The 18,603-nt window shown below is 67.2% G+C and carries 18 protein-coding genes and 2 pseudogenes; 8 read left to right on the forward strand and 12 right to left on the reverse strand.

The annotated features are described in order from the left end of the window. Positions 1 to 446: 446 nt before the first annotated feature. Positions 447 to 1,025 (reverse strand): CGNR zinc finger domain-containing protein, encoded by a 579-nt coding sequence (locus FHX37_RS00535; protein ID WP_246061960.1) that lies wholly within the window; start codon positions 1,023 to 1,025, stop codon positions 447 to 449. Between the two features lie 112 nt (positions 1,026 to 1,137). On the opposite strand from FHX37_RS00535, the gene FHX37_RS00540 reads away from it, so the two are divergent. From FHX37_RS00540 to FHX37_RS00555, 5 genes are all read left to right on the forward strand, one after another. Beyond that, positions 1,138 to 1,890, forward strand: a complete 753-nt coding sequence (locus tag FHX37_RS00540; protein WP_246061962.1) for a class I SAM-dependent methyltransferase — start codon at positions 1,138 to 1,140, stop codon at positions 1,888 to 1,890. A gap of 629 nt (positions 1,891 to 2,519) precedes the next feature. Continuing rightward, the gene (locus tag FHX37_RS22665) at positions 2,520 to 2,690 is read left to right on the forward strand and encodes a hypothetical protein (protein WP_170181464.1); all 171 of its coding nucleotides are present in this window, start codon (positions 2,520 to 2,522) and stop codon (positions 2,688 to 2,690) included. A 2-nt stretch (positions 2,691 to 2,692) separates the two neighbouring features. After that, a complete protein-coding gene (locus FHX37_RS00545) occupies positions 2,693 to 3,385 on the forward strand; it encodes a TetR/AcrR family transcriptional regulator (protein WP_141921522.1) in 693 nt (230 codons plus the stop codon). Then, the gene (locus FHX37_RS00550) at positions 3,378 to 4,292 is read left to right on the forward strand and encodes an ABC transporter ATP-binding protein (protein WP_141924928.1); all 915 of its coding nucleotides are present in this window, start codon (positions 3,378 to 3,380) and stop codon (positions 4,290 to 4,292) included. The genes FHX37_RS00545 and FHX37_RS00550 overlap by 8 nt, the downstream gene beginning before the upstream one ends. Continuing rightward, positions 4,292 to 5,917: an ABC transporter permease gene (locus tag FHX37_RS00555; RefSeq protein WP_141921523.1), complete on the forward strand. Its 1,626-nt coding sequence runs from the start codon at positions 4,292 to 4,294 to the stop codon at positions 5,915 to 5,917. The genes FHX37_RS00550 and FHX37_RS00555 overlap by 1 nt, the downstream gene beginning before the upstream one ends. Before the next feature lie 257 nt (positions 5,918 to 6,174). Here FHX37_RS00555 and FHX37_RS24025 read toward each other — a convergent pair whose 3' ends face one another. The 3 genes and pseudogenes from FHX37_RS24025 to FHX37_RS00570 form a co-directional block, all read right to left on the reverse strand. Further along, positions 6,175 to 6,882 (reverse strand): DDE-type integrase/transposase/recombinase, encoded by a 708-nt coding sequence (locus FHX37_RS24025; protein ID WP_170181465.1) that lies wholly within the window; start codon positions 6,880 to 6,882, stop codon positions 6,175 to 6,177. Positions 6,883 to 6,895: 13 nt separating this feature from the next. Then, a pseudogene (locus FHX37_RS00565) lies at positions 6,896 to 7,081 on the reverse strand (response regulator transcription factor); the annotation flags it as partial. Between the two features lie 101 nt (positions 7,082 to 7,182). After that, the gene (locus FHX37_RS00570) at positions 7,183 to 8,466 is read right to left on the reverse strand and encodes a sensor histidine kinase (RefSeq protein WP_141921524.1); all 1,284 of its coding nucleotides are present in this window, start codon (positions 8,464 to 8,466) and stop codon (positions 7,183 to 7,185) included. 426 nt (positions 8,467 to 8,892) lie between these two features. Between FHX37_RS00570 and FHX37_RS00575 the strand changes: the two genes are divergently transcribed. Both FHX37_RS00575 and FHX37_RS00580 read left to right on the forward strand, forming a co-directional pair. After that, on the forward strand, positions 8,893 to 9,663 hold the full coding sequence (locus tag FHX37_RS00575) for an ABC transporter ATP-binding protein (RefSeq protein WP_141921525.1): 771 nt from the start codon (positions 8,893 to 8,895) through the stop codon (positions 9,661 to 9,663). Continuing rightward, complete coding sequence (locus FHX37_RS00580; RefSeq protein ID WP_141921526.1) at positions 9,663 to 12,200, forward strand: ABC transporter permease; 2,538 nt, start codon at positions 9,663 to 9,665, stop codon at positions 12,198 to 12,200. Before FHX37_RS00575 ends, FHX37_RS00580 begins: the two co-directional genes overlap by 1 nt. Before the next feature lie 61 nt (positions 12,201 to 12,261). On the opposite strand, the gene FHX37_RS00585 is transcribed toward FHX37_RS00580, so the two are convergent. The 4 genes and pseudogenes from FHX37_RS00585 to FHX37_RS00600 all read right to left on the reverse strand — a co-directional run bounded on the left by FHX37_RS00585 (position 12,262) and on the right by FHX37_RS00600 (position 13,748). Beyond that, on the reverse strand, positions 12,262 to 12,465 hold the full coding sequence (locus FHX37_RS00585) for a hypothetical protein (RefSeq protein ID WP_141921527.1): 204 nt from the start codon (positions 12,463 to 12,465) through the stop codon (positions 12,262 to 12,264). 37 nt (positions 12,466 to 12,502) lie between these two features. Next, positions 12,503 to 12,832, reverse strand: coding sequence for an integrase core domain-containing protein (locus tag FHX37_RS22670; RefSeq protein WP_170181466.1), 330 nt, complete (start codon positions 12,830 to 12,832; stop codon positions 12,503 to 12,505). Further along, positions 12,816 to 13,612 (reverse strand): annotated as a pseudogene (locus FHX37_RS00595) (IS30 family transposase); the annotation flags it as partial. The gene FHX37_RS22670 and the pseudogene FHX37_RS00595, both read right to left, overlap by 17 nt. Then, the gene (locus FHX37_RS00600; RefSeq protein WP_141921529.1) at positions 13,560 to 13,748 is read right to left on the reverse strand and encodes a hypothetical protein; all 189 of its coding nucleotides are present in this window, start codon (positions 13,746 to 13,748) and stop codon (positions 13,560 to 13,562) included. The gene FHX37_RS00600 and the pseudogene FHX37_RS00595, both read right to left, overlap by 53 nt. 782 nt (positions 13,749 to 14,530) lie before the next feature. Here FHX37_RS00600 and FHX37_RS00605 point away from each other — a divergent pair. Next, a complete protein-coding gene (locus FHX37_RS00605) occupies positions 14,531 to 15,007 on the forward strand; it encodes an NUDIX domain-containing protein (RefSeq protein WP_141921530.1) in 477 nt (158 codons plus the stop codon). Positions 15,008 to 15,170: 163 nt separating this feature from the next. Here FHX37_RS00605 and FHX37_RS00610 read toward each other — a convergent pair whose 3' ends face one another. From FHX37_RS00610 to FHX37_RS00625, 4 genes are all read right to left on the reverse strand, one after another. Continuing rightward, the gene (locus FHX37_RS00610) at positions 15,171 to 15,608 is read right to left on the reverse strand and encodes a hypothetical protein (protein WP_141921531.1); all 438 of its coding nucleotides are present in this window, start codon (positions 15,606 to 15,608) and stop codon (positions 15,171 to 15,173) included. A gap of 346 nt (positions 15,609 to 15,954) precedes the next feature. Continuing rightward, positions 15,955 to 16,398 (reverse strand): RHS repeat-associated core domain-containing protein, encoded by a 444-nt coding sequence (locus FHX37_RS00615; RefSeq protein WP_170181467.1) that lies wholly within the window; start codon positions 16,396 to 16,398, stop codon positions 15,955 to 15,957. Between the two features lie 1,087 nt (positions 16,399 to 17,485). Continuing rightward, entirely contained in the window at positions 17,486 to 17,884 is a 399-nt protein-coding gene (locus FHX37_RS00620) for a hypothetical protein (RefSeq protein WP_141921533.1), read from the reverse strand. A gap of 255 nt (positions 17,885 to 18,139) precedes the next feature. Next, the gene (locus FHX37_RS00625; protein ID WP_141921534.1) at positions 18,140 to 18,517 is read right to left on the reverse strand and encodes a hypothetical protein; all 378 of its coding nucleotides are present in this window, start codon (positions 18,515 to 18,517) and stop codon (positions 18,140 to 18,142) included. Between the last annotated feature and the right edge of the window lie 86 nt (positions 18,518 to 18,603).

Here is an 18,603-nt window from a genome sequence, read left to right on the forward strand (position 1 = left end):
CCAGGTCCGGCCGGGGGCGAGTGCCCTGCCACCGCCGGGCTCGTGGACGGAAACCGGGACGTGCGACCCGGAACGCCTCGCCTCCGCCCGAGGCTCGTACTCCCGGAACAGTGTTGGCGGACCCCAGCGGGGTCCGGATCCGTGCCGCTCGTGACGGGCAGCGTCCATAACAGGGCCAGGAGCATGCGGAGGGACGGCACCGCACGCGGCGGAGAACGGGAGCGCGGAGCCCCGGGGCAGAAGGTCGCGGGAAGCCCGGGACTCCCGAACAGAGGCTCTGGCTGCGGCCTCCGAGGGGAGCGGAACGCGGTCGGCGGGATGCTAGCTCAACGCACCGGATACGGACGCACGCCTCTGGTAGTTGATCCGGTGACGGAGTACCGGGATGCGCGTAGCGCGGGTATACCCCGCCCCCCGGCGTCCCGGGAGATCCCGCGGGTGTTCTGCTACCCGCTCTGCCCGGCCCGGCGGGCGCGGAACGCGGCGGTCTTCGTACGGTTCTGGCAGGTGGTGGAGCAGAAGCGGCGGGTGCCGTTGCGGGAGGTGTCGACGAAGACACGGTCGCACTGGGTCGCGGAGCAGATACCCAGTCGCTGTGCTGAGGGACTGCCCAGTACGAAGGAGAGGGAGGTGGCCATGCCGGCCGCCCACGCGGTGGCCCACCCGGCGTCGGGCGCGTGGAAGTGCAGGTGCCAGGGCCTGTCGTCGTAGCGCACGAGGGTGGGGCGCGCTCCGGTGTCGGCCATGACCTGGTTGACCGTCGCGCAGGCCTCGTCCATGTCGGCGGCCTCGACGGCGGAGAACACCGTGTAGAGCCGGGCGGCGTGGGTCCGGAGTGTCTCCAGTTCCGTGGTCTGGGGTGTGTGCCGCGGGAACTGGCTCCCGCCGGCGGCCAGGCACGCGCCGACCTCCTCGGCAGTGGCCTCGCCCGGGTAGGGGCGGCCGTGTCGGTGTCCCGGCTGCAGCAGGTTGACGGCGGCGACTGTCACCGCCAGCACGCCCTCCATGTGACTGTCGAAATTCACTTGACCGGTTACACCTTCTGCGCCTAGTTTTTTGTCACTGGCCAACACCAAAACGACAGTTACGGGGGTCCCTGTGGCAGAACCGCCCACGGACGCAGTCATCAATCCGGATGTGGCCGCCGAGTGGATCGAACGCTGGGAGCGCCAGCAGGAGGGCTACATCCCCCAGCGGGAGGAACGCTTCGCCGTCATCACCGACGCCGTCGCCGCCGCACTGTCCGGTGTCGACTCCCCGGTCATCGTAGACCTTGGCTGCGGACCCGGTTCCCTCATCGTACGCCTCGCCCGCAGCCTGCCCACGGCGACGTTCATCGGCGTCGACGCCGAACCGCTGCTGCTGGGCCTCGCGAGTGCCCACCACGACGGGATCGCGACCTGGGTGCGGTCCGACCTCGGCGACCCCGGCTGGGTGGACGCCCTTCCCGGCACGATCCACGGCGCCGTGTCCAGTACGGCGCTGCACTGGATGCACCGCGACTCGCTCGCCGGGCTGTACCGCAGCCTCGCCCAGCGCACCGCCCCCGGCGGCGTATTCGTCAACGCCGACCACATGCCCCTGCCCGACGAGCGCCTGCAGAACCTGTCCGCCTCGGTCTACGCGGGTCAGCGTCATCGCGCCGGAGTGGCCGACCGGGAGGACTACCACGAGTGGTGGGACGCGGTCCTCGCCGACGAGCGGCTGTCCCCGGTAACCGGAGCCCGTCCACGCCCCCAGGCGGACTCGGCGGACGGGGCCGAACACCACCATGGCAGCAACCTGCTCAGCGCGGCCGAACACGCCCGGCTGTTGCAGGAGGCCGGTTACACCTCGGCCGGGCCCGTGTGGCAGGCCGCGGACGACTTCGTGGTGGCGGCACTGCGCTGAGGCGCGCCCCGGGCGGGCTCCCCTTCCCTCACACCGGAGCGAGACCCACGCACGCGGGGATCGGCCGCCCCGGGGCGCCTCACCGCCGCGCCTGGGTGCGGCCCTCCCACCTGCTGTGAGGACCTATGACCCACCCCCATCGCCCACCGAGCCGATCCGGATGGGCGGTGACCGCGTGCGTCCTGGGAATGGCGACCACGTCTCCCTCTTCGGCCTGTTCACGCTGGACTCGACCGGCGCGCACCGACCGGTGCTCACGGGCTGCGGATGATCCACCGGCAACAAGCGGGGCGGACGGGTCCTGGCCCTGCGGGGACCTGGCTCGGGTGCGGATCCTTCCTGGTCAGCTTCGGGGTGCTGATGCTCGCCGCAGGCGGTACGCATCCGGAGTAACTCGGAAGTCCTCCTGCTGGAGGAGTTCGTCAGCGACGCCCGAGCGGTCCTCGACGCGGACCCGTGTACGTTCCAGCGGATCCTCGGCCGCTTCCATGCGGTCCTGTACTGCTGTGGACTGCAACCCGAGCGCCCCCGGACACCTCCGCCCAGTGGCGAAAGTCCAGGCCACAGAGGCGACCCTAGTCGGACAGCATGCGAACCTCCAGCGCCAGGCTCCCGGGGAGTGGTCGGCGATGCCTGCCTCCCGCTGGAGCCACTGGATCATCACCGTCACCGCGCTGCTGGCGGTGACCGCCGCGATGGCCTCCTACCCGCACATGTACGGGCTCGCACCGCGCCGCCGAGGCAGCGAAAGTACGGCTGACCGTCCTCGCAGTTTCCAATATATTCATATAGTATATTGAACATGAATTCAGCTTCCGATCGGATCGACCGGCCGCCCGAGGATCTGACCGCCCGTGCGCGGATCCGGGACGCGGCGCTCGCCCAGTTCGCCGAACGGGGCTTCAAAGGCGCGACAGTCAAGAGCATCGCTGATGAGGCCGGCGTGTCACCCGGCCTCCTGCAGCACCACTTCGGATCCAAAGACGAGCTGCGCCATGCCTGCGACGAGTACGTGCTGGACGCCTTCAGCGGATTGGACAAGTTCGGGGTGACCAGCGGCGAGATCACCAGCCCCGAATTCATGGGTGAGCTGTTCTCCAGGAGTCCGTTGATCACCCGTTACATCGCCCGGGCCATGGTGGAGGGCTCGCCCGCGGCCTCGGCCGTCTTCGACACGAGCGCCTCGGTGTCGGAGGAGTTCTTCCGCAGGTTCTGGCCGGACCGCTTCCCCGAAGGATCGGACAGGGTCCGCGATGCCGCCGCGGTCCTGGCCGCCATGCACCTCTCGACGGTCGTGCTGCACGAGCGGCTGTCGCAGCGGATGGACACGGACGTGCTGAGTGCCGCGAACTCCTCGCGCATCGCCCTGGCGATGTTCGACGTCTACGCCTGCGTGGCGGATTTCCTCGAATCGGACGTCGGCCACGGCATCCACGACGCGGTCGTCAAGCAGCAGCAGGACCAGCCTCCCACGAACGGACACGATGATGAATGAGGCGATCAGCACCCGCGGTCTCGTGAAGACCTACGGGAGGACACGCGCTTTGAACGGCCTGGACCTGAGCGTCGGCACGGGAGAGGTGCATGGCTTTCTGGGCCCGAACGGCGCTGGCAAGACCTCCACTCTGCGCCTCCTCCTGGGGTTCCTGCGGGCCGAGTCCGGTACGGCCCGGCTACTGGGGGAGGATCCCTGGGAGAAGGCGGTCGAGCTGCATCGCAGGCTCGCCTACGTGCCCGGCGACGTCACGGTGTGGCCGAACCTCACCGGCGGCGAGATCATCGACCTGATGACCCGGCTGCGCGGCCACGCCAACGAATCCCGCCGCGACGAGCTGATCGAGCGGTTCCAGCTGAATCCCAAGAGGAAGGCCCGCACCCATTCCAAGGGCAACCGGCAGAAGGTCGCGTTGATCGCGGCGCTGGCGTCCGACGTGGAACTCCTGCTGCTGGACGAGCCCACATCGGGGCTCGACCCCCTGATGGAGGCGGTGTTCCGCCAGTGCGTCGAGGAGGAGCGCGGCCGCCGGACGGTGCTGCTGTCCAGCCACATCCTGTCGGAGGTCGAGGAGCTCTGCGACCGGGTGAGCATCATCCGGGACGGCCGGATCGTGGAGTCCGGAACGCTCGCCGAGCTGCGGTACCTGACCCGGTCCACGATCACCGCTGAGGTGACCGGCCCGCCCGCGGGCCTGGAGTCGCTGCCGGGCGTGCACGAACCGGAGGTCGATGGCCACCGGGTGCGGTGCCAGGTCGACAGCGACCACGTCGGCTCCGTCGTCGCGCACCTCGGTTCGTTGGGACTGCGCGACATCGCCATCAGCCCGCCGACCCTGGAGGAGCTGTTCATGCGCCACTACCAGGACGCTCCGGCAGCCACCGCGCCCCCGGGGAAGGCCCTGTGATGAGCGCATCCCCCGCCCAGCGGCGCGGAAACCCCAAGGCGCGTACACACAGCGGTGCCACAGCGGGCACCACTCAGCTGGTCCGGCTGATCCTGCGCCGCGACCGGGTGTGGCTGCCGGTATGGATGGCGGCGGTCCTCGGTCTCGTGGGGAGTCGCGCGACGTCCTATCCGGTCATCTATCCCGACGCCGCCGCGCGCCGGGAGCGCTACAGCGACGTCATGCGCGACGTCCCCATGTTCAGGCTGTTCCAGGGGCCCGCCTACGATGACAGCCTGCCCGCGCTGATGGCGCAGGAGACGGTCGCGGCCGTTACGCTGGTCGCCGCCCTCGGCGCCGCGATCTTCGTCGCCCGGAACACCCGGGGCGAGGAACAGGCCGGCCGACGGGAGCTGGTGGGGTCGGCGGCCGTGGGGCGGCACGCCCAGATCACCGCCGCGCTGCTCGTGGTCTTGGCGACCGGGACGATGCTGGGCGCGGCCTCGGCCGCCGTCCTCGTCGGAGCAGGCATGCCCGTCGCGGGATCGTTGGCGTTCGGCCTGGTCGTCGTGTCCGCCGTCGGGATCGCGGGGATCCTGGCCGCTGTGACGGCGCAGCTGACCGAGAGCAGCCGCGTGGCCGGAGCCAGCGCGATCGCGCTGTTCACCGGCATGCATTTCGTGCGTGGTGCCTTCGATATGGGCGACGGGTCCTTCCGCTGGTTCGGTTGGCTGGTGCCCAACGGGTGGCTGCAGCGCACCCGCCCGTACGCGGACGAGCAGTGGTGGCCGTTCCTGCTCGTCCTGGTCCTGATGGCCGCACTCGCCTGGGCCGCCTGTGCGCTGTCCGACCGCCGTGATCTCGGCACGGGCCTGATGGCGACGCGCCCCGGGCCCGCCAGGGCCGCGGGGAGCCTGAGCACTTCACTGGGTCTGGCCTGGCGCCTGCACCGCACGACGGTCATGGTCTGGGCCATCGCCACGGTCGCCATCGCGCTGCCGACGGGGCTCATCGGGGCGGAAGCCATGGAGGACTACGCCGACAGCGAGCGGATGCGGGAATGGGCCACCGCGATGGGAGGGGCAGAGCCCAGCCAGGCGTTCTTCACCTACATCGCCTTCCTCCTGGGGTTCCCGATCACCATGTACGCGATCATGACGGTGCTGCGCCTCCGTCAGGAGGAGAACAGCGGGCATGCCGAGCTCATGCTGTCGGCCTCGGTGGCGAGGACGCGCTGGGTCGCCAGCCACCTGGCGATCGCCCTGGCGAGCTCCGCGGGGTTGCAGCTGATCCTTGGGCTGTGCTTCGGGCTGGGCAGCGGTGACCTGGGAGGCATGCTCACCACCACGCTGAGCCTGGTCCCCGCACTGTGGGTCATGGTCGGGATCACTATGGCGGCCTTCGGCCTGCTGCATCGCGGTGCCGCGGTTGTCGGCTGGGGCGCGCTGGTCGTCGCCCTCGCGGTGGAGTTCGGCCAGCACGTCGGCTTGCCCCGGTGGATCTTCATGACGTTCTCCCCGTACGCCCACGTGCTCCCCTTCCTCGGCCCCCCGAGTCCACTCACCCTCGGCACGCTCACGGTGGTAGCGGCGGTGCTCATCGGTATCGGCCTCGCCGGGGTGCGGCGCCGGGACATGCTCGTGTGATGAACAGAGTGCGCTCGGCGGCGGTCCGGCACATGAGGGGTCGCTGCCGTGCGTGCGTACTACCGCGCACCCGCCGGGCCGGAGGCGTCGTTACGGTGATGGAGCGGGATCGCCTCCGGGGCTGCTCCACCAATGGAACCGCGGCCAACTGGCAAGAACCGACGAATAGCCGCGCACAACGCACACAGATGCGGGCCGGGAACGCTCGGGGTGCGCACGCGAAGGTGAGACCGACGTCCTTCCGCCGCGTGCGCCCCTCACCCTGCGGTGCCCCTGACACGGTGCGCCCGTACCGGAACGGGTCTTCTCTCGTCCGGCTTCTCGCGCGGGTCGGCGCTCACCGGGAGAGCGATCGCCCAGTGGGTCAGGCGTACTGGGTGATCATGGCGTCGGGCGAGCCGCGCTGGGTGAACGGGACCCTGGCTATGGCTCCCCTGGAACGCCGCTACGTGTCTCGCACCGCAACGTCCAGGGTCCGCCGTTCCATGGAGGTCTGCGGCACCCCAGTGCAGTTCCTGTTGCGGATCCAGCAGGGCAGCATGCGAACCTCCAGCCTGTAATCGATGGGCCACACATTGAACTTCTGAAGTTGCTTCGGTGTAGGAGAACACCTCGCGTTCGGCGTCGGCACGGGTGGTGAACGTGGTGCGGTCGATCAGTTCGGTCTCCAGCGAGGCGAAGAAGCTCTCAGTGACGGCGTTGTCGAAGCAGGAGCCGCTGCGCCCGGTGGAGGGGCGGATGCCGACCTGTTCGCAGCGGTGGCCGAAGGCCAGACTCGTATATTGCGAGCCCTTGTCCGAGTGGTGGATCAGCCCGGTCCGGGGCCGGCGGGCAGTTACGGCCATGGCCAGGGCGTCGCAGACCGGATCGGTGCGCATGTGGCTGGCCATGGCCCAGCCCACGATGCGTCGCGAGAATAGGTCCATGACCACCGCGAGGTAGAGCCATCCCTGCTCGGTGGGCACGTAGGTGATATCGGCCGTCCACCCCGGGCATGCGGATGTCCAGCAGCATGACGTCGGGCCCGCTCGCGCGGGCGCCGCGCACGGCCTCGGCGCCGTCCGAGGCCTCGCCGAGCACCTCGATGTCGTCGGCCGCCTCCAGGATCATCTTCAGCCCCGAGCGGACCAGCTGCTCGTCGTCGACCAGCACCGTGCGGATCATCGGCCGCCTTCCCCGTCACTTCCTGCACACGCGGGCACCGCGCTCTGGCGCGCTCCCCCTGCCACGCGCGACGCTAGCGCATGGCCGGGGGAGCGTGGGCCTCAGCCGTCCCCGGTGAGCGGCAACACCGCCCGCACCTGCCAGCCCCCGTCCGGGTAGGGCCCAGCGGTCAGCGTCCCCTCCGCAAGCACGATCCGCTCGCGCAGCCCTGCCAGACCGTACCCCCCGCCCCTCGGCGGCTCGGGCGCGCCCGGCGCGCGCGGCGGGCGCGGTTCGTTGGACACCGCCACCTCCAGGTCGCGCTCCCCGTAGTCGACCCTGACCTGTACCCCGGCCCCGGGCGCGTGCCGGCCAGCGTTGGTCAGCGCCTCCTGCACGACCCGGAAGGCGGTCCGCTCGGCCTGGGCGGGCAGCGGCCGGGGACGGCCCCCGGTGACCAACTCCACGCCCATGCCGGCCGAGCGCCACTCCCCCACCAGCCGGGCCAGGTCGGACAGGACCGGCTGGGGGGCGGTGGGCGCCTCCCCCGGCCCGTCGGTCGACTCGCGCAGCACGCCCAGGATCTCCCGCAGCTCCCCCAGCGCCTTGCGCCCGGTGGTGCGGATTAGTCCGGCCGCCTCGGCGGTGCGCTCGTCGGGTGCGTTCACCTCCAGTCCGCCGGCCCGCAGCACCATCATGCTGACCCGGTGCGCCACCACGTCGTGCATCTCGCGGGCGATCCGGGTGCGCTCGGCGTTGATGGCCCGGTCGGCCAGCAGGTGCTGCTCGCGCTCCAGGCGCTCGGCGCGCTCGCGCAGGTTGCCGATCAGCTGGCGGCGGGTGCCCACCCACAGCCCCAGGGTGAGCGGCAGGGCGACGCCCATGACGAGGAAGAGGAAGGTCACCGCGATGCCGTTCTGCGACACCAGGGAGGTGCCCGCGACGGCCGCCACCATCAGCGCGCTCCACAGGGCGAGCCGCCGCCGGTCGGTGAACCAGGAGGCGTAGGAGTACAGGCCGAGCATGCAGGGCACGGGGTTGCCGAAGAACAGCAGGAGCACCAGGGCGGTGCTCATCAGCCAGTTCGGGCGGGTCCGGCGCACCAGGAGGGTGAGCGAGACCGCGACGGGCAGAACCAGGGCCAGGGCCAGAGCCAGGGCCTGGGTGCCCAGGACCGCGAACTGGAGCGGGGAGGGCATGTCCACCGCGAGCAGGGGTGCGGTCAGGGCCCTGATCAGGTCCCCGCCGGGCGCCAGGGTGAACAGCGCGTTCCAGGGAAAGGCGCACACGGCCAGGAACCAGTCGGCGAGCCGGTGGCGGCGCTCCCACCACCACTTCCATAGCCGGACCGGTCCGTCTCCGAACGCGGCGCGCAGGCGCCGCTCCTCGCCTTCCCCATAGAACACACCCCGGAGTCTAGGCAAGCGGGGACGGGCTCCGTTCGCCCTGGTGAAGGGTGTTCCTCCCGCGGGCCGACGAACGTCGGTGCGGTGCGCGCCCAGCGCACGGGCGCCTTCACGGCCGCTCTGCGGCCCCGGCGCCCCGCCGCCCCGCCGGGCGGTACCGACGAAAGTCGGTACCGGGACCCCGCCCAAGGCTCCGGACCGGGCCGCGCCCCCCTCCTTTCGGCCATGGCCGAAAGGAGGGGGGCGCGGCCGATGCGCCGGTCACCCCGGCGCACCTAGCGTGGTCACGGTCGGTGCCTGGGCCGCGAACCCGCCGGTTACCGGAACACCGTCCGACCTCGGAGCCGTACCGCACCGGAGCACGCCCGGTCGCGGTACGCGAACGCTCCGGAGTCACCAGACCCACGACAGCAGGAGCAACGAGACGTGAGCCAGACCGCAGCGGTGGCCGCACCCGACGACAGCACACAGGCACCCCCCGTGGTGACGGCACGGAGCCTCTCCAAGGTGTACGGGGCCGACGACTCGGCCGTCCGGGCGCTCGACGGGGTCAGCGTCGAATTCGCCCGAGGCCACTACACCGCCATCATGGGCCCCTCGGGCTCGGGCAAGTCCACCCTGATGCACTGCCTGGCCGGGCTGGACACCGCCAGCTCCGGCACCGTGCACCTGGACCGCACCGACATCACCCGGCTCAACGACCGGCAGCTCACCCAGCTGCGCCGGGAGCGCATCGGCTTCATCTTCCAGTCGTTCAACCTGCTGCCGATGCTCACCGCCGAGCAGAACATCCTGCTGCCGGCGCAGATCGCCAAGCGCAAGGTGGACCGGGAGCGCTTCGAGCGGCTGATCGACGTGGTCGGCCTGCGCGACCGGCTGGACCACCTGCCGTCCAAGCTCTCCGGTGGCCAGCAGCAGCGCGTGGCGGTCGCCCGGGCCCTACTGGGTGCCCCCGAGGTGGTCTACGCCGACGAGCCCACCGGCAACCTCGACTCGCGCTCGGGCGCCGGCGTACTGTCCTTCCTGCGCGACTCCGCCCGCGACATGGGCCAGACCATCGTGATGGTGACCCACGACCCGATGGCCGCCTCCTACGCCGACCGGGTGATCTTCCTGCATGACGGGCAGCTGGTCGACGAGGTGCACGCGCCCACCGCCGAGACCATCTCGGACCGACTGCTGAAGCTGGAGTCCTGATGCTGCGCACGACCCTGGCCGGGCTGCGCATGCACAAGGCGCGGCTGGTCACCACCGCCCTGGCGATCGCCCTGGGCGTCATGTTCGTCACCGGGACCCTGGTGTTCGGCGACACCCTCGAGGAGGGGTACAGCACCAAGGTGCTGGGGGCGGCCGACGAGTACGCCGCCGTCGCCATCCCGGCATGGGACGAGGGCGCCCCCGCCGACCCGGAGGCGCCGGCGCCCGTGCTGCCCGCCGACACGCTGGAACAGATCCGCGACCTTCCCGAGGTGGCCGCGGCCGGCGGCATGACCCGCGGGGACGCCCCGCTGCTCGACAAGGACGGGCGCGCCGTGGGGTCCGTTCCCACCATCGGCATGAGTGTGGGGCCCGACACCCGGTTCCAGCCCGCGGAGGGGAGCCTGCCCGAGGGCTCCGGCGAGGCTGCCCTGGCCACCACCAGCGCCGACGCCACGGGGTACGGGGTCGGCGACACCGTCACCGTGCTCGACTCCGAGGACGAGCGGCACGAGTTCACCGTCAGCGGGCTGATCGACTTCGGCGTCGACCGCGAACTCAGCTACCGGGGGGTCGTCGCCTTCGATGAGGACACCACTCGGGAGATGACCGGCGCCGAGGGGTACTCGGAGATCGACGCGAGGGCCGCCGAGGGCGTAACCGACGCCGAGGTGGTCCGCGCCGTGGAGGGCGTCACTGGGTCGGACACCCACGTGGAGACCGGCGCCGCCTACGGCGACCGGCTCGCCGCGGAGGCGGGCGGCGACACGCAGGTGCTCACCGTCGGCCTGATGCTGTTCGCTCTGATCTCGGTCCTCGTCGCCGCGATCGTCATCTACAACACCTTCGCGATCCTGGTGGCCCAGCGCCAGCGGGAGATGGCGCTCCTGCGGTGCGTGGGCTCGGCGCGCGGGCAGGTGTTCCTCAGCGTGCTCACCGAGGCGCTGGTGGTGGGCCTGGTCGCCTCCGCGGTGGGCGTGGCCGTCGGTGTGGGGGCCGGCTGGGCCGGATTCGCCTTCGGGGGCGAGGCGCTCGGCGCCGACGCCTCGCAACCGCTGGTCGTGGGCGTCCTGCCGGTCGTCGTCGGGATGACCGTGGGCACCGTGATGGCGCTCGGCGCAGCGCTGCTGCCGGCCTGGCGCGCCACCCGCGTACCGCCGCTTGCGGCGCTGCGCACCAGCGCCACCGCGCAGGGCCTGGAGAAGGGCATCGGCTGGGTGCGCATCACGGTCGGCGCCGTGCTGTTCCTCATCTCGGGCGGCATCGTGTTCGCGGCCACCGACGGCGACAGCACGGGCCCGACCGGCATGGTGCTGACGACGGTGGCGGGGCTGGTCTGCTTCGTCGGCGTCGTGGTCCTGTCGCCGCTGCTGGTGCGCGCGGTCGTCGCGGCCGTCTCGCCGGCCATGCGGCGCATCGGGGTGGCGAGCATGCTGGCCGCCGACAACTCGCGGCGCAGCCCGAAGCGGGCGGCGACGGCGATGATCGCCCTGACCGTGGGGGCAACGCTGATCACCGGCTACGCGGTGGTCAGCGCCTCGCTCAAGACCACGATGGACGAAAGGCTGGCCGAGCAGTTCCCTGCCGACTACCGGATCAGCGCGTCCTTGGACGATCCCGACGCGGTCGTCCCGCAATCGGCGGTGGACGCGCTGGAGGAGTCCGACGCGATCGGCACCGTCGTCGAGCGGCGGCGGACCTCCACCGAGAGCGACGACGCCTCGGGCGACCTGGCCGTCCGCTCCTACATCGGCGCCACGCTCGGCGAGGACATCAAGAGCGACGCCGTCTCCGGGTCGCTGGCCGACATGGGCCCCGGCAAGGTCGCCGTGTCGGAGGAGTACGCGGGCGGCCGCGAGGCCGGGGACGTCCTCCCGCTGGCCACCGAGGACGGTGAGCAGGAGTACGAGATCGCCGCGGTCCTGAAGGACGGCGGGGGCATGAGGGGCGTGACCCTGGCCCCCCAGGACTTCGAGAAGGCCTTCCCGGACGTGGACGGCGCCGCCGGCGTGCTGGTGGACGGGGCCGAGGACGCCTCGGCGCAGCAGGTGCGCGACGCGGTGTACGACGCGGTCGCCGACGCCCCCAAGGTGGGCGTGAGCTCGATGGCAGAGATGAGGGCCCAGTTCGACGACATGCTGAACATCGCCTTCCTGGCCATCGCGGCCATGCTGGGCCTGGCGATCATCATCGCCGTGTTCGGCATCGCGAACACGATGGCGCTGTCGGTGCTGGAGCGCACCCGCGAGTCGGCGATGCTGCGGGCGCTCGGGCTGGCCCGAGGACAGCTGCGGCGGATGCTGAGCATCGAGGCCGTGGTGCTGTGCCTGATCGGCGCGGGCGTGGGCATCCTGCTGGGCATCGTGTTCGGTTGGGCGGCCGGGACCACGGCCTTGGAGAGCATGGTGTTCACCCTGCCGGTCGCGCAGATCGCGGTGTTCATCGGTGTCGCCGTGGCCGCGGGCCTGCTGGCGTCGGTGCTGCCGGGCCGCAAGGCGGCGGGCGCCTCGATCACCGGGGCACTCGCGAGCGAGTGAGGGGCGCCGTGCCCTGAGCCGCCGGGGGCGGGGCGGTTCCCAAGGTTAACCGCCCCGCCCGTCACACGGGAGGCGGCTGCGCTTCATCCGAGATCTTCTCAACGCTGAAGCCATGGCAGCCAGAGGAGTCGAGTTCCCCTTCCCGCCTCTCCCGGTCCCCGTCCGGGTGCTCCCCGGAGAGGTCGAGCATCGTATAGGAGGAATCGCCAACGATCCAGTAGTCGCTGTCGCGGGCCAGGTTTCCATCGCGATAGCTGCATTGCATGGCGAACTGTCAAGCCCCGAGTTCTGTGGAGAGTGGGTTAGCTGGTTTTCAGGGGTGCTTGTGAGGCGGCGGACGTTGCGTGCAGTGCCTCGAACTCGGCCGGTGGGAGGTGGCCGAGCTCTCCGTGGAGGCGCCGCTGGTTGAACCAGTCGATGTACTCGGCGACGGCGGTCTCGACGTCGTCGATACCCCTCCAGGGTCCCTTGTTGCGGATCAGTTCGGCCTTGAACAAGCTGTTGAACGCTTCGGCCAAGGCGTTGTCGTAGGAGTCGCCCCGGGAACCGACGGAGGCCACGGCCTCGGCCTGTTCGAGGCGTTCGGTGTAGCGCACGGCGCGGTACTGGGTGGGTTCAACCGGTCGATGCAACACCGGCCTGTTCGAGCAAGCGTAACCGCTCCCCGAAAACCTCGGCCGGAGTCCGCCAGCCCAGGACCTTGCGGGGACGGTTGTTGATCGCCAGAGCGACAGCTTCGAGGTCCTCGGCCGACCACCGGGAAAGGTCCGTGCCCTTCGGGAAGTACTGGCGCAGCAGCCCGTTCGTGTTCTCGTTCGTCGGCCGCTGCCACGGCGAATGCGGGTCGGCGAAGAACACCCTCGTGCCGGTATCAAGCGCGAACCGGGCATGATCGGAGAGTTCCTTGCCGCGGTCCCAGGTGAGGGTCTTGCGCAGCTGCTCGGGCAACCGGGCCATCGACGCTGTCAGCGCGGCTTTCATCGCGACGGCGCCGTAACCGCCCAGCGCGGGGCCGCTCTTCACCGGCGGTCCCTCTCCCCAGCCCTCCAGACGGGGCAGATGCACAAGCAACGTGGAACGACTGCTGCGTTCCACGACCGTGCCGATCGCTCGGTCCCGATGATCAGGTCTCCCTCCCAGTGCCCGGCAACCGCCCGGTCCCACGCCTCGGCGGGCCGCTCTGAAATCACGACGTCGGTGGTGACGTGGCCTTGCGGCTTGTTGCGTGCCCGCGCTCTGGGCACGCGCAGCGCACGGCCGGTGCGCAGGCACGCGACCAGGCCCCGCTTGAGCGCGCCGCGTCCCTCGATGAACAGGGACTGATAGATCGCCTCGTGGCTGATACGCATGGACTCATCCTCAGGGAAGTCGCTCCTCGGCGGCCACGTCCTTGTTGAACGCACCGGGCTCCGCGCACGCCAGGACGATCCGGCAGCGCAGCGCGTAGGCCTGGGTCGAGGTCGCCGCCCGCGCTCCGCGCACCAGCTCCCGGCGGTCGGCCTCGGTCACCGTCAACTCGGCCTTCTTCGGCCGCCCCGTCTTCGCCATCCCCGAAGCCTACACTTCTGAAACGAATTTCAGGCGCAGAACACTAGCCCCGCATCCTCGCGTCGGATGGGTTCCTGCCCCCTGCATAGTGCTGTGCGGCCTTGCCGCGTCTGCCTGCCAGTTGGTGGGCGAGGCGGGTCGGATCGACTCCGCTGGTGGGGGAGGGGAGGTCAGCGCGTGGCTGAGCCGCGGGGGAGGCAACCGGCCGGGCGCCCTGGCTGTTGGGTGCGGGACGGGCGTGCCGGAGGGTGCCGGGTGCTCCGCGTTGCTCCAACGGGACTGGAGAAGTCGTGGATTCTCGGGCACTCGACAGGCGCCAGGATAGCCGATGACCTGCGCAAATGACACGGCGCCGACACAAGAGCACCCGCGGAGCGACATCCGCCTCCGCAGCGACCGCCCCACCGGCCTTACAGTCCACCGACCTGCGGAAACAAGGTGGGCCACCAGGGGATCGAACCCTGAACCCGCGGATTAAAAGAAAACTCAGTAGGGAGTGTCCGGGGGTGATGCGTGTCAACTGGTGTTAAATCATCCCAGCGCATATGCCGTTTTCTGCTGTTCGGTGTTGCTTCATGCTGTCAGTGTCCGTAACCACCGAGCACACATGGAGCACACAGGTCAGGGGTGGTGTTCATAAGGGCAAGAGCCGATGGTACGGAGTAAATTTTCTGTCATAAGTGCCCTAATAGGTTTCTTGTTCGGAAAATAGGGGCCCGGTTGTTGATGGCCTCGTGGGATGTGCCGTCATGTAGTCGGGTATCGCTGTAGGCTGGCCAGCCATGACAGAACATTTGACCGTGGCGGTGGGAAAGCGCGCGGCACGGGCGATCCTGATTGATCCTCACGGGCGTTTGGTGCTGATTAAACGGACCAAGCCAGAACAGGCACCGTACTGGACCACTCCCGGCGGCAGTGTCGAGGAAACCGATACGTCGGTTGAGGCAGCCCTGCACCGCGAACTTGCTGAAGAATTGGGGGCGACAGCGGCCGGGACCTCGCAGGTCTTCCTCGTCAGCACGCCCTCGGAGGTTGGGGTGGCTGTGCAGCACTTCTTCGTGGCTCGGCTGTCGACACTGGACGAATCCACCCGCAGCGGGGCAGAGTTCAGCGATCCCGCACGAGGCGGCTACGAGCTGGACCGGGTAGAGCTGCGGGGTAAGGAGCTGGATTCGATCGACCTGAAGCCAGCCGCGTTGAAAGAGTTCATCCTCGCCAACCGGGAAGCGCTGCTGGCCGAAACGGTATCCGCCTCTTGACTCCCTACCGGCCCATCAGTGATAGGCCGGTGTTCCACGTCCGGGCGTACGCGCGGGTGGTCGTGGTCCATACCGGACGTGTCGCGCGGTGCAGCAGTCTTTCTAGGGCATCCGACGCGAACGAACTCGTCGAAGGCAAGGACCTTGACGCAAGGTGAATCTGTCAGTGCGTCTTCTGGTTGGGTTGGAGTTTCTGCCAGAAGTGGGCGAAGCGGTGGCCGAGGGCTTTGTCGCCGTTGTCGAGTTCGTAGGCGCCGGTGTAGGTGAAGGGGTTGGTCTGGGCCGCTTGGTCGCCGCTGCCGGCCGTGGCCGTCTCGGTTTGGCCGTAGGGGGTGTAGTCGTAGGCCACGTCCGGATCGGTTGACTCGGTTCCGTCCTCGGCCAGGGCGAGGGTGGAGTTCTGGGCGTCGGTGGCGGCGTTGTAGCGCTGCCCGCCGGTGATCATGCCCAGCATCCGCCCGTCCGGATCACGCACATACCGGGTGCGCTCCCCGTCGTCCTGTTCGATGCTGGAGATGCCCAGGGCGGTGTTGGTCAGGGTCTGGGTGGCGGCGTTGTCACCGCTTCCTTGGGTGATACCGCTACGCTGAGACGAATTCACCTTTTTCTTAAAAAAAGATATCCCAAGAAAGCGGAAATTATTATAGAGATCAAAAAACAAAAAAAGATATCGTTGGATATATCTTTACAAAAATTTCCTCATTCGCAAACCCTCTTATTGTTGGAATTGAGGCTGCAACGGAAATCGAAAGAACCCCTAAAGAGGATCCCGCATAAAGACTTTTATCTGGCATTGAGATTTATCGCTTCACAACTGGATGGTTTGTGTGTAATTGTTTCTCTAAATGAGAGAATTTGTACACGTAAGCGGACTGACGATAGGGTGGTCAACGAACTCTCTCGTCAGTCCGCACCGTTAACCAAAACTCTTCACTGGATCACTGTTGCTAGTAGCAGTTGCGGACTACATCAAACATTGCGTATCCCTGTCCGGCTTTATAGAGTCCAAGACTCCAGCCCAGTGTTGCAGCGCTTGGGCCAGCGGCGGCTCCCGCGGTTCCGAGTGTAGCCGCGATGCCAGCAATTCCAATTACTGTGGTGACTCCGAACCCAATTGCTGACCACTGGCAAGAAGTTAGCAACCCGTTTGGGTCGCTCTTGTTGATGGGGTCGCATTCGGCGTAGGTGTAGAGGTTGTCCTCCTGCCGGGAGGGGTCCTGCTGGGTGAAGCGGTCGGTGAAGTGCGACATGTACCGGTGCCCCATCGCCTTGTCGCCGTTGTCGAACTCATAGGACCCGATATAGGTGAACGGGTTGGCTCCGGCCGCCTGATCGCCGTCTCCGGCCGTGTCCGCTTCGGCGTCCCCGTAGGGGGTGTAGTCGTAGGCCACGTCCGGATCGCTTGACTCGGTTCCGTCCTCGGCCAGGGCGAGGGTGGAATTCGGGTGGTCGGCGGTATCGTCAAAGCCGCGCTGGCGTTCACGGTTCTCGAAAATAAAGTCGCTGATAACATCTCATCCGAAAAACAATGGAGCCAACAATGTCCCTATCAATCCTACAGTAAATAGTGATATTCCGATGATGAATATTTGTAAATTTGGCACGTTCTTCTGGTTTTGATTTTCCATGAATGGATTCCTAGTTCACAAATATCGGGCATCTTTGACCGATAGTATAAAGGTTTCCCATATGGAACCCGAACGTTCCAGCAAGACCGATTGTAGCGCCAACCGCTCCGACAGCAGCTGCGCCTCCTGACGCTGCGGTTGCCCCATAAGCCGCAACAGTCGTGAGTGCCATTCCTGAGAACATGAGGTGTGACATACCTGCGTTGAAAACCGCTCGCCCGCATGTGACCAGCCCACTCGGGTCGGTGTTGTTGATGGGGTCGCATTCGGCGTAGGAGTACAGGTTGTCTTCCTGCCAGGACGGGCCCTGCCGGGCGAAAAGCTCGGTGAGGCGCGAAAGATACTGACACACTACCAACTTGTCTCCGTGGTCAAATAGCATGGTCCCAGTGCAAGCAAATACTGACCGCCATTATTATATTTTCACTTAGCTCTCATCTTGGCTTGCCATCTAATGTTTTTTGCGGTAAATAGCGTAACAAAAGAAACAGGTGACAACCAGAAAAAATAAAAGGGCCATCAGAAGTGCTGGAACCTGATTGCTCGTAATCTTCTCATGGATAACAAATGATATCATAAGACAAGAGGAGATTGCTATAAATGGCCAAGCTGGGAACGGCTTTTTCTGTGATTCGTTTGCCATATTTACACTCAAAAGAGTAAGTAGAGTGGCCCCGTCGCTGGGCCACCGACACGAATATTCAGCTTCGGTAGGGCGAGCAGTTTATACCCACTTGGACAGCACCGATAATTGCGCTCCCTGCAGCCAGGCCGAAGACCACGGTTGCTCCAATGAATCCTGCGGGGCCACCCCACCAGATCCATGCCCCCACGTTAGCCAGACCCCACGCTAGCGAGAACATACTGCCCGCACACAGCCCCGTGGGGTCCATGTTGTTGATGGGGTCGCATTCGGCGTAGGTGTAGAGGTTGTTTTCTTGCCAGGAGGGGTCCTGTTGGGTGAAGCGGTGGGTGCGTTGGGAGAGCGGTGGCCGAGGGCTTTGTCGCCGTTGTCGAGTTCGTAGGCGCCGGTGTAGGTGAAGGGGTTGGTCTGGGCCGCTTGGTCGCCACTGCCGGCCGTGGTCGCTTCGGTTTGGCCGTAGGGGGTGTAGTCGTAGGCCACGTCCGGATCGGTTGACTCGGTTCCGTCCTCGGCCAGGGCGAGGGTGGAGTTCTGGGCGTCGGTGGCGGCGTTGTAGCGCTGCCCGCCGGTGATCATGCCCAGCATCCGCCCGTCCGGATCACGCACATACCGGGTGCGCTCCCCGTCGTCCTGTTCGATGCTTGCCCAGGCTGACCCCGCAGCGCATCGAGGTCCTTTCGGCCGAACCACGTGACGAAGGCCCTCGATGCACCCGGGGATTGTTAACTGCTTTCGCGACCTGATTACCTAATCAGGGCCCGGCGTATATATTCTACCTTATTGGATACTCTTTCCCGTATGCGAGGTCCCGGTCTAGGAGTCGGTTTTTCGTGTGAATTGAGTATTTGGAGCGCAGGAATGTCAAGTGCTCGCGTTCGCGTTTCTGCTTACGATTTCTACCGTGGAGCGAAAATCTTTTTCGTAAATTTCATGCGCCAAAGGATGCGCGGCCACGTACCATCCTTCATCGCTCCTAAATCTCAGCGCGACAGTCTTTGAGTCACCATCTTTGATGGCGACGTCCAGAATGGCGGGAATATTCCTTCTGCCTACCGAGAAAAATAGGCCGAACATCCGAAAAATAAACCGCGATCCATAGCATGCCGAGAGGCTATATTTTTCGAGTTTCTCAATTCTCCACCCTTGATTCTTCAAGGCTTCAGAGGCTTCGTGTACAAACGCTTCCGGATCACAAGAAACCCTGATGCTTATTTGTTCATCAAATATTCTTTTTCTCACCAGAACGTCCTATAAGCGCATACGCCAACTCCTGCAACGAACCCGTAAGCAGCACCATACACCATGCCCCATGAGCCCCAAGGAAA

The organism is Haloactinospora alba (genome assembly GCF_006717075.1).
Classification (GTDB): domain Bacteria; phylum Actinomycetota; class Actinomycetes; order Streptosporangiales; family Streptosporangiaceae; genus Haloactinospora; species Haloactinospora alba.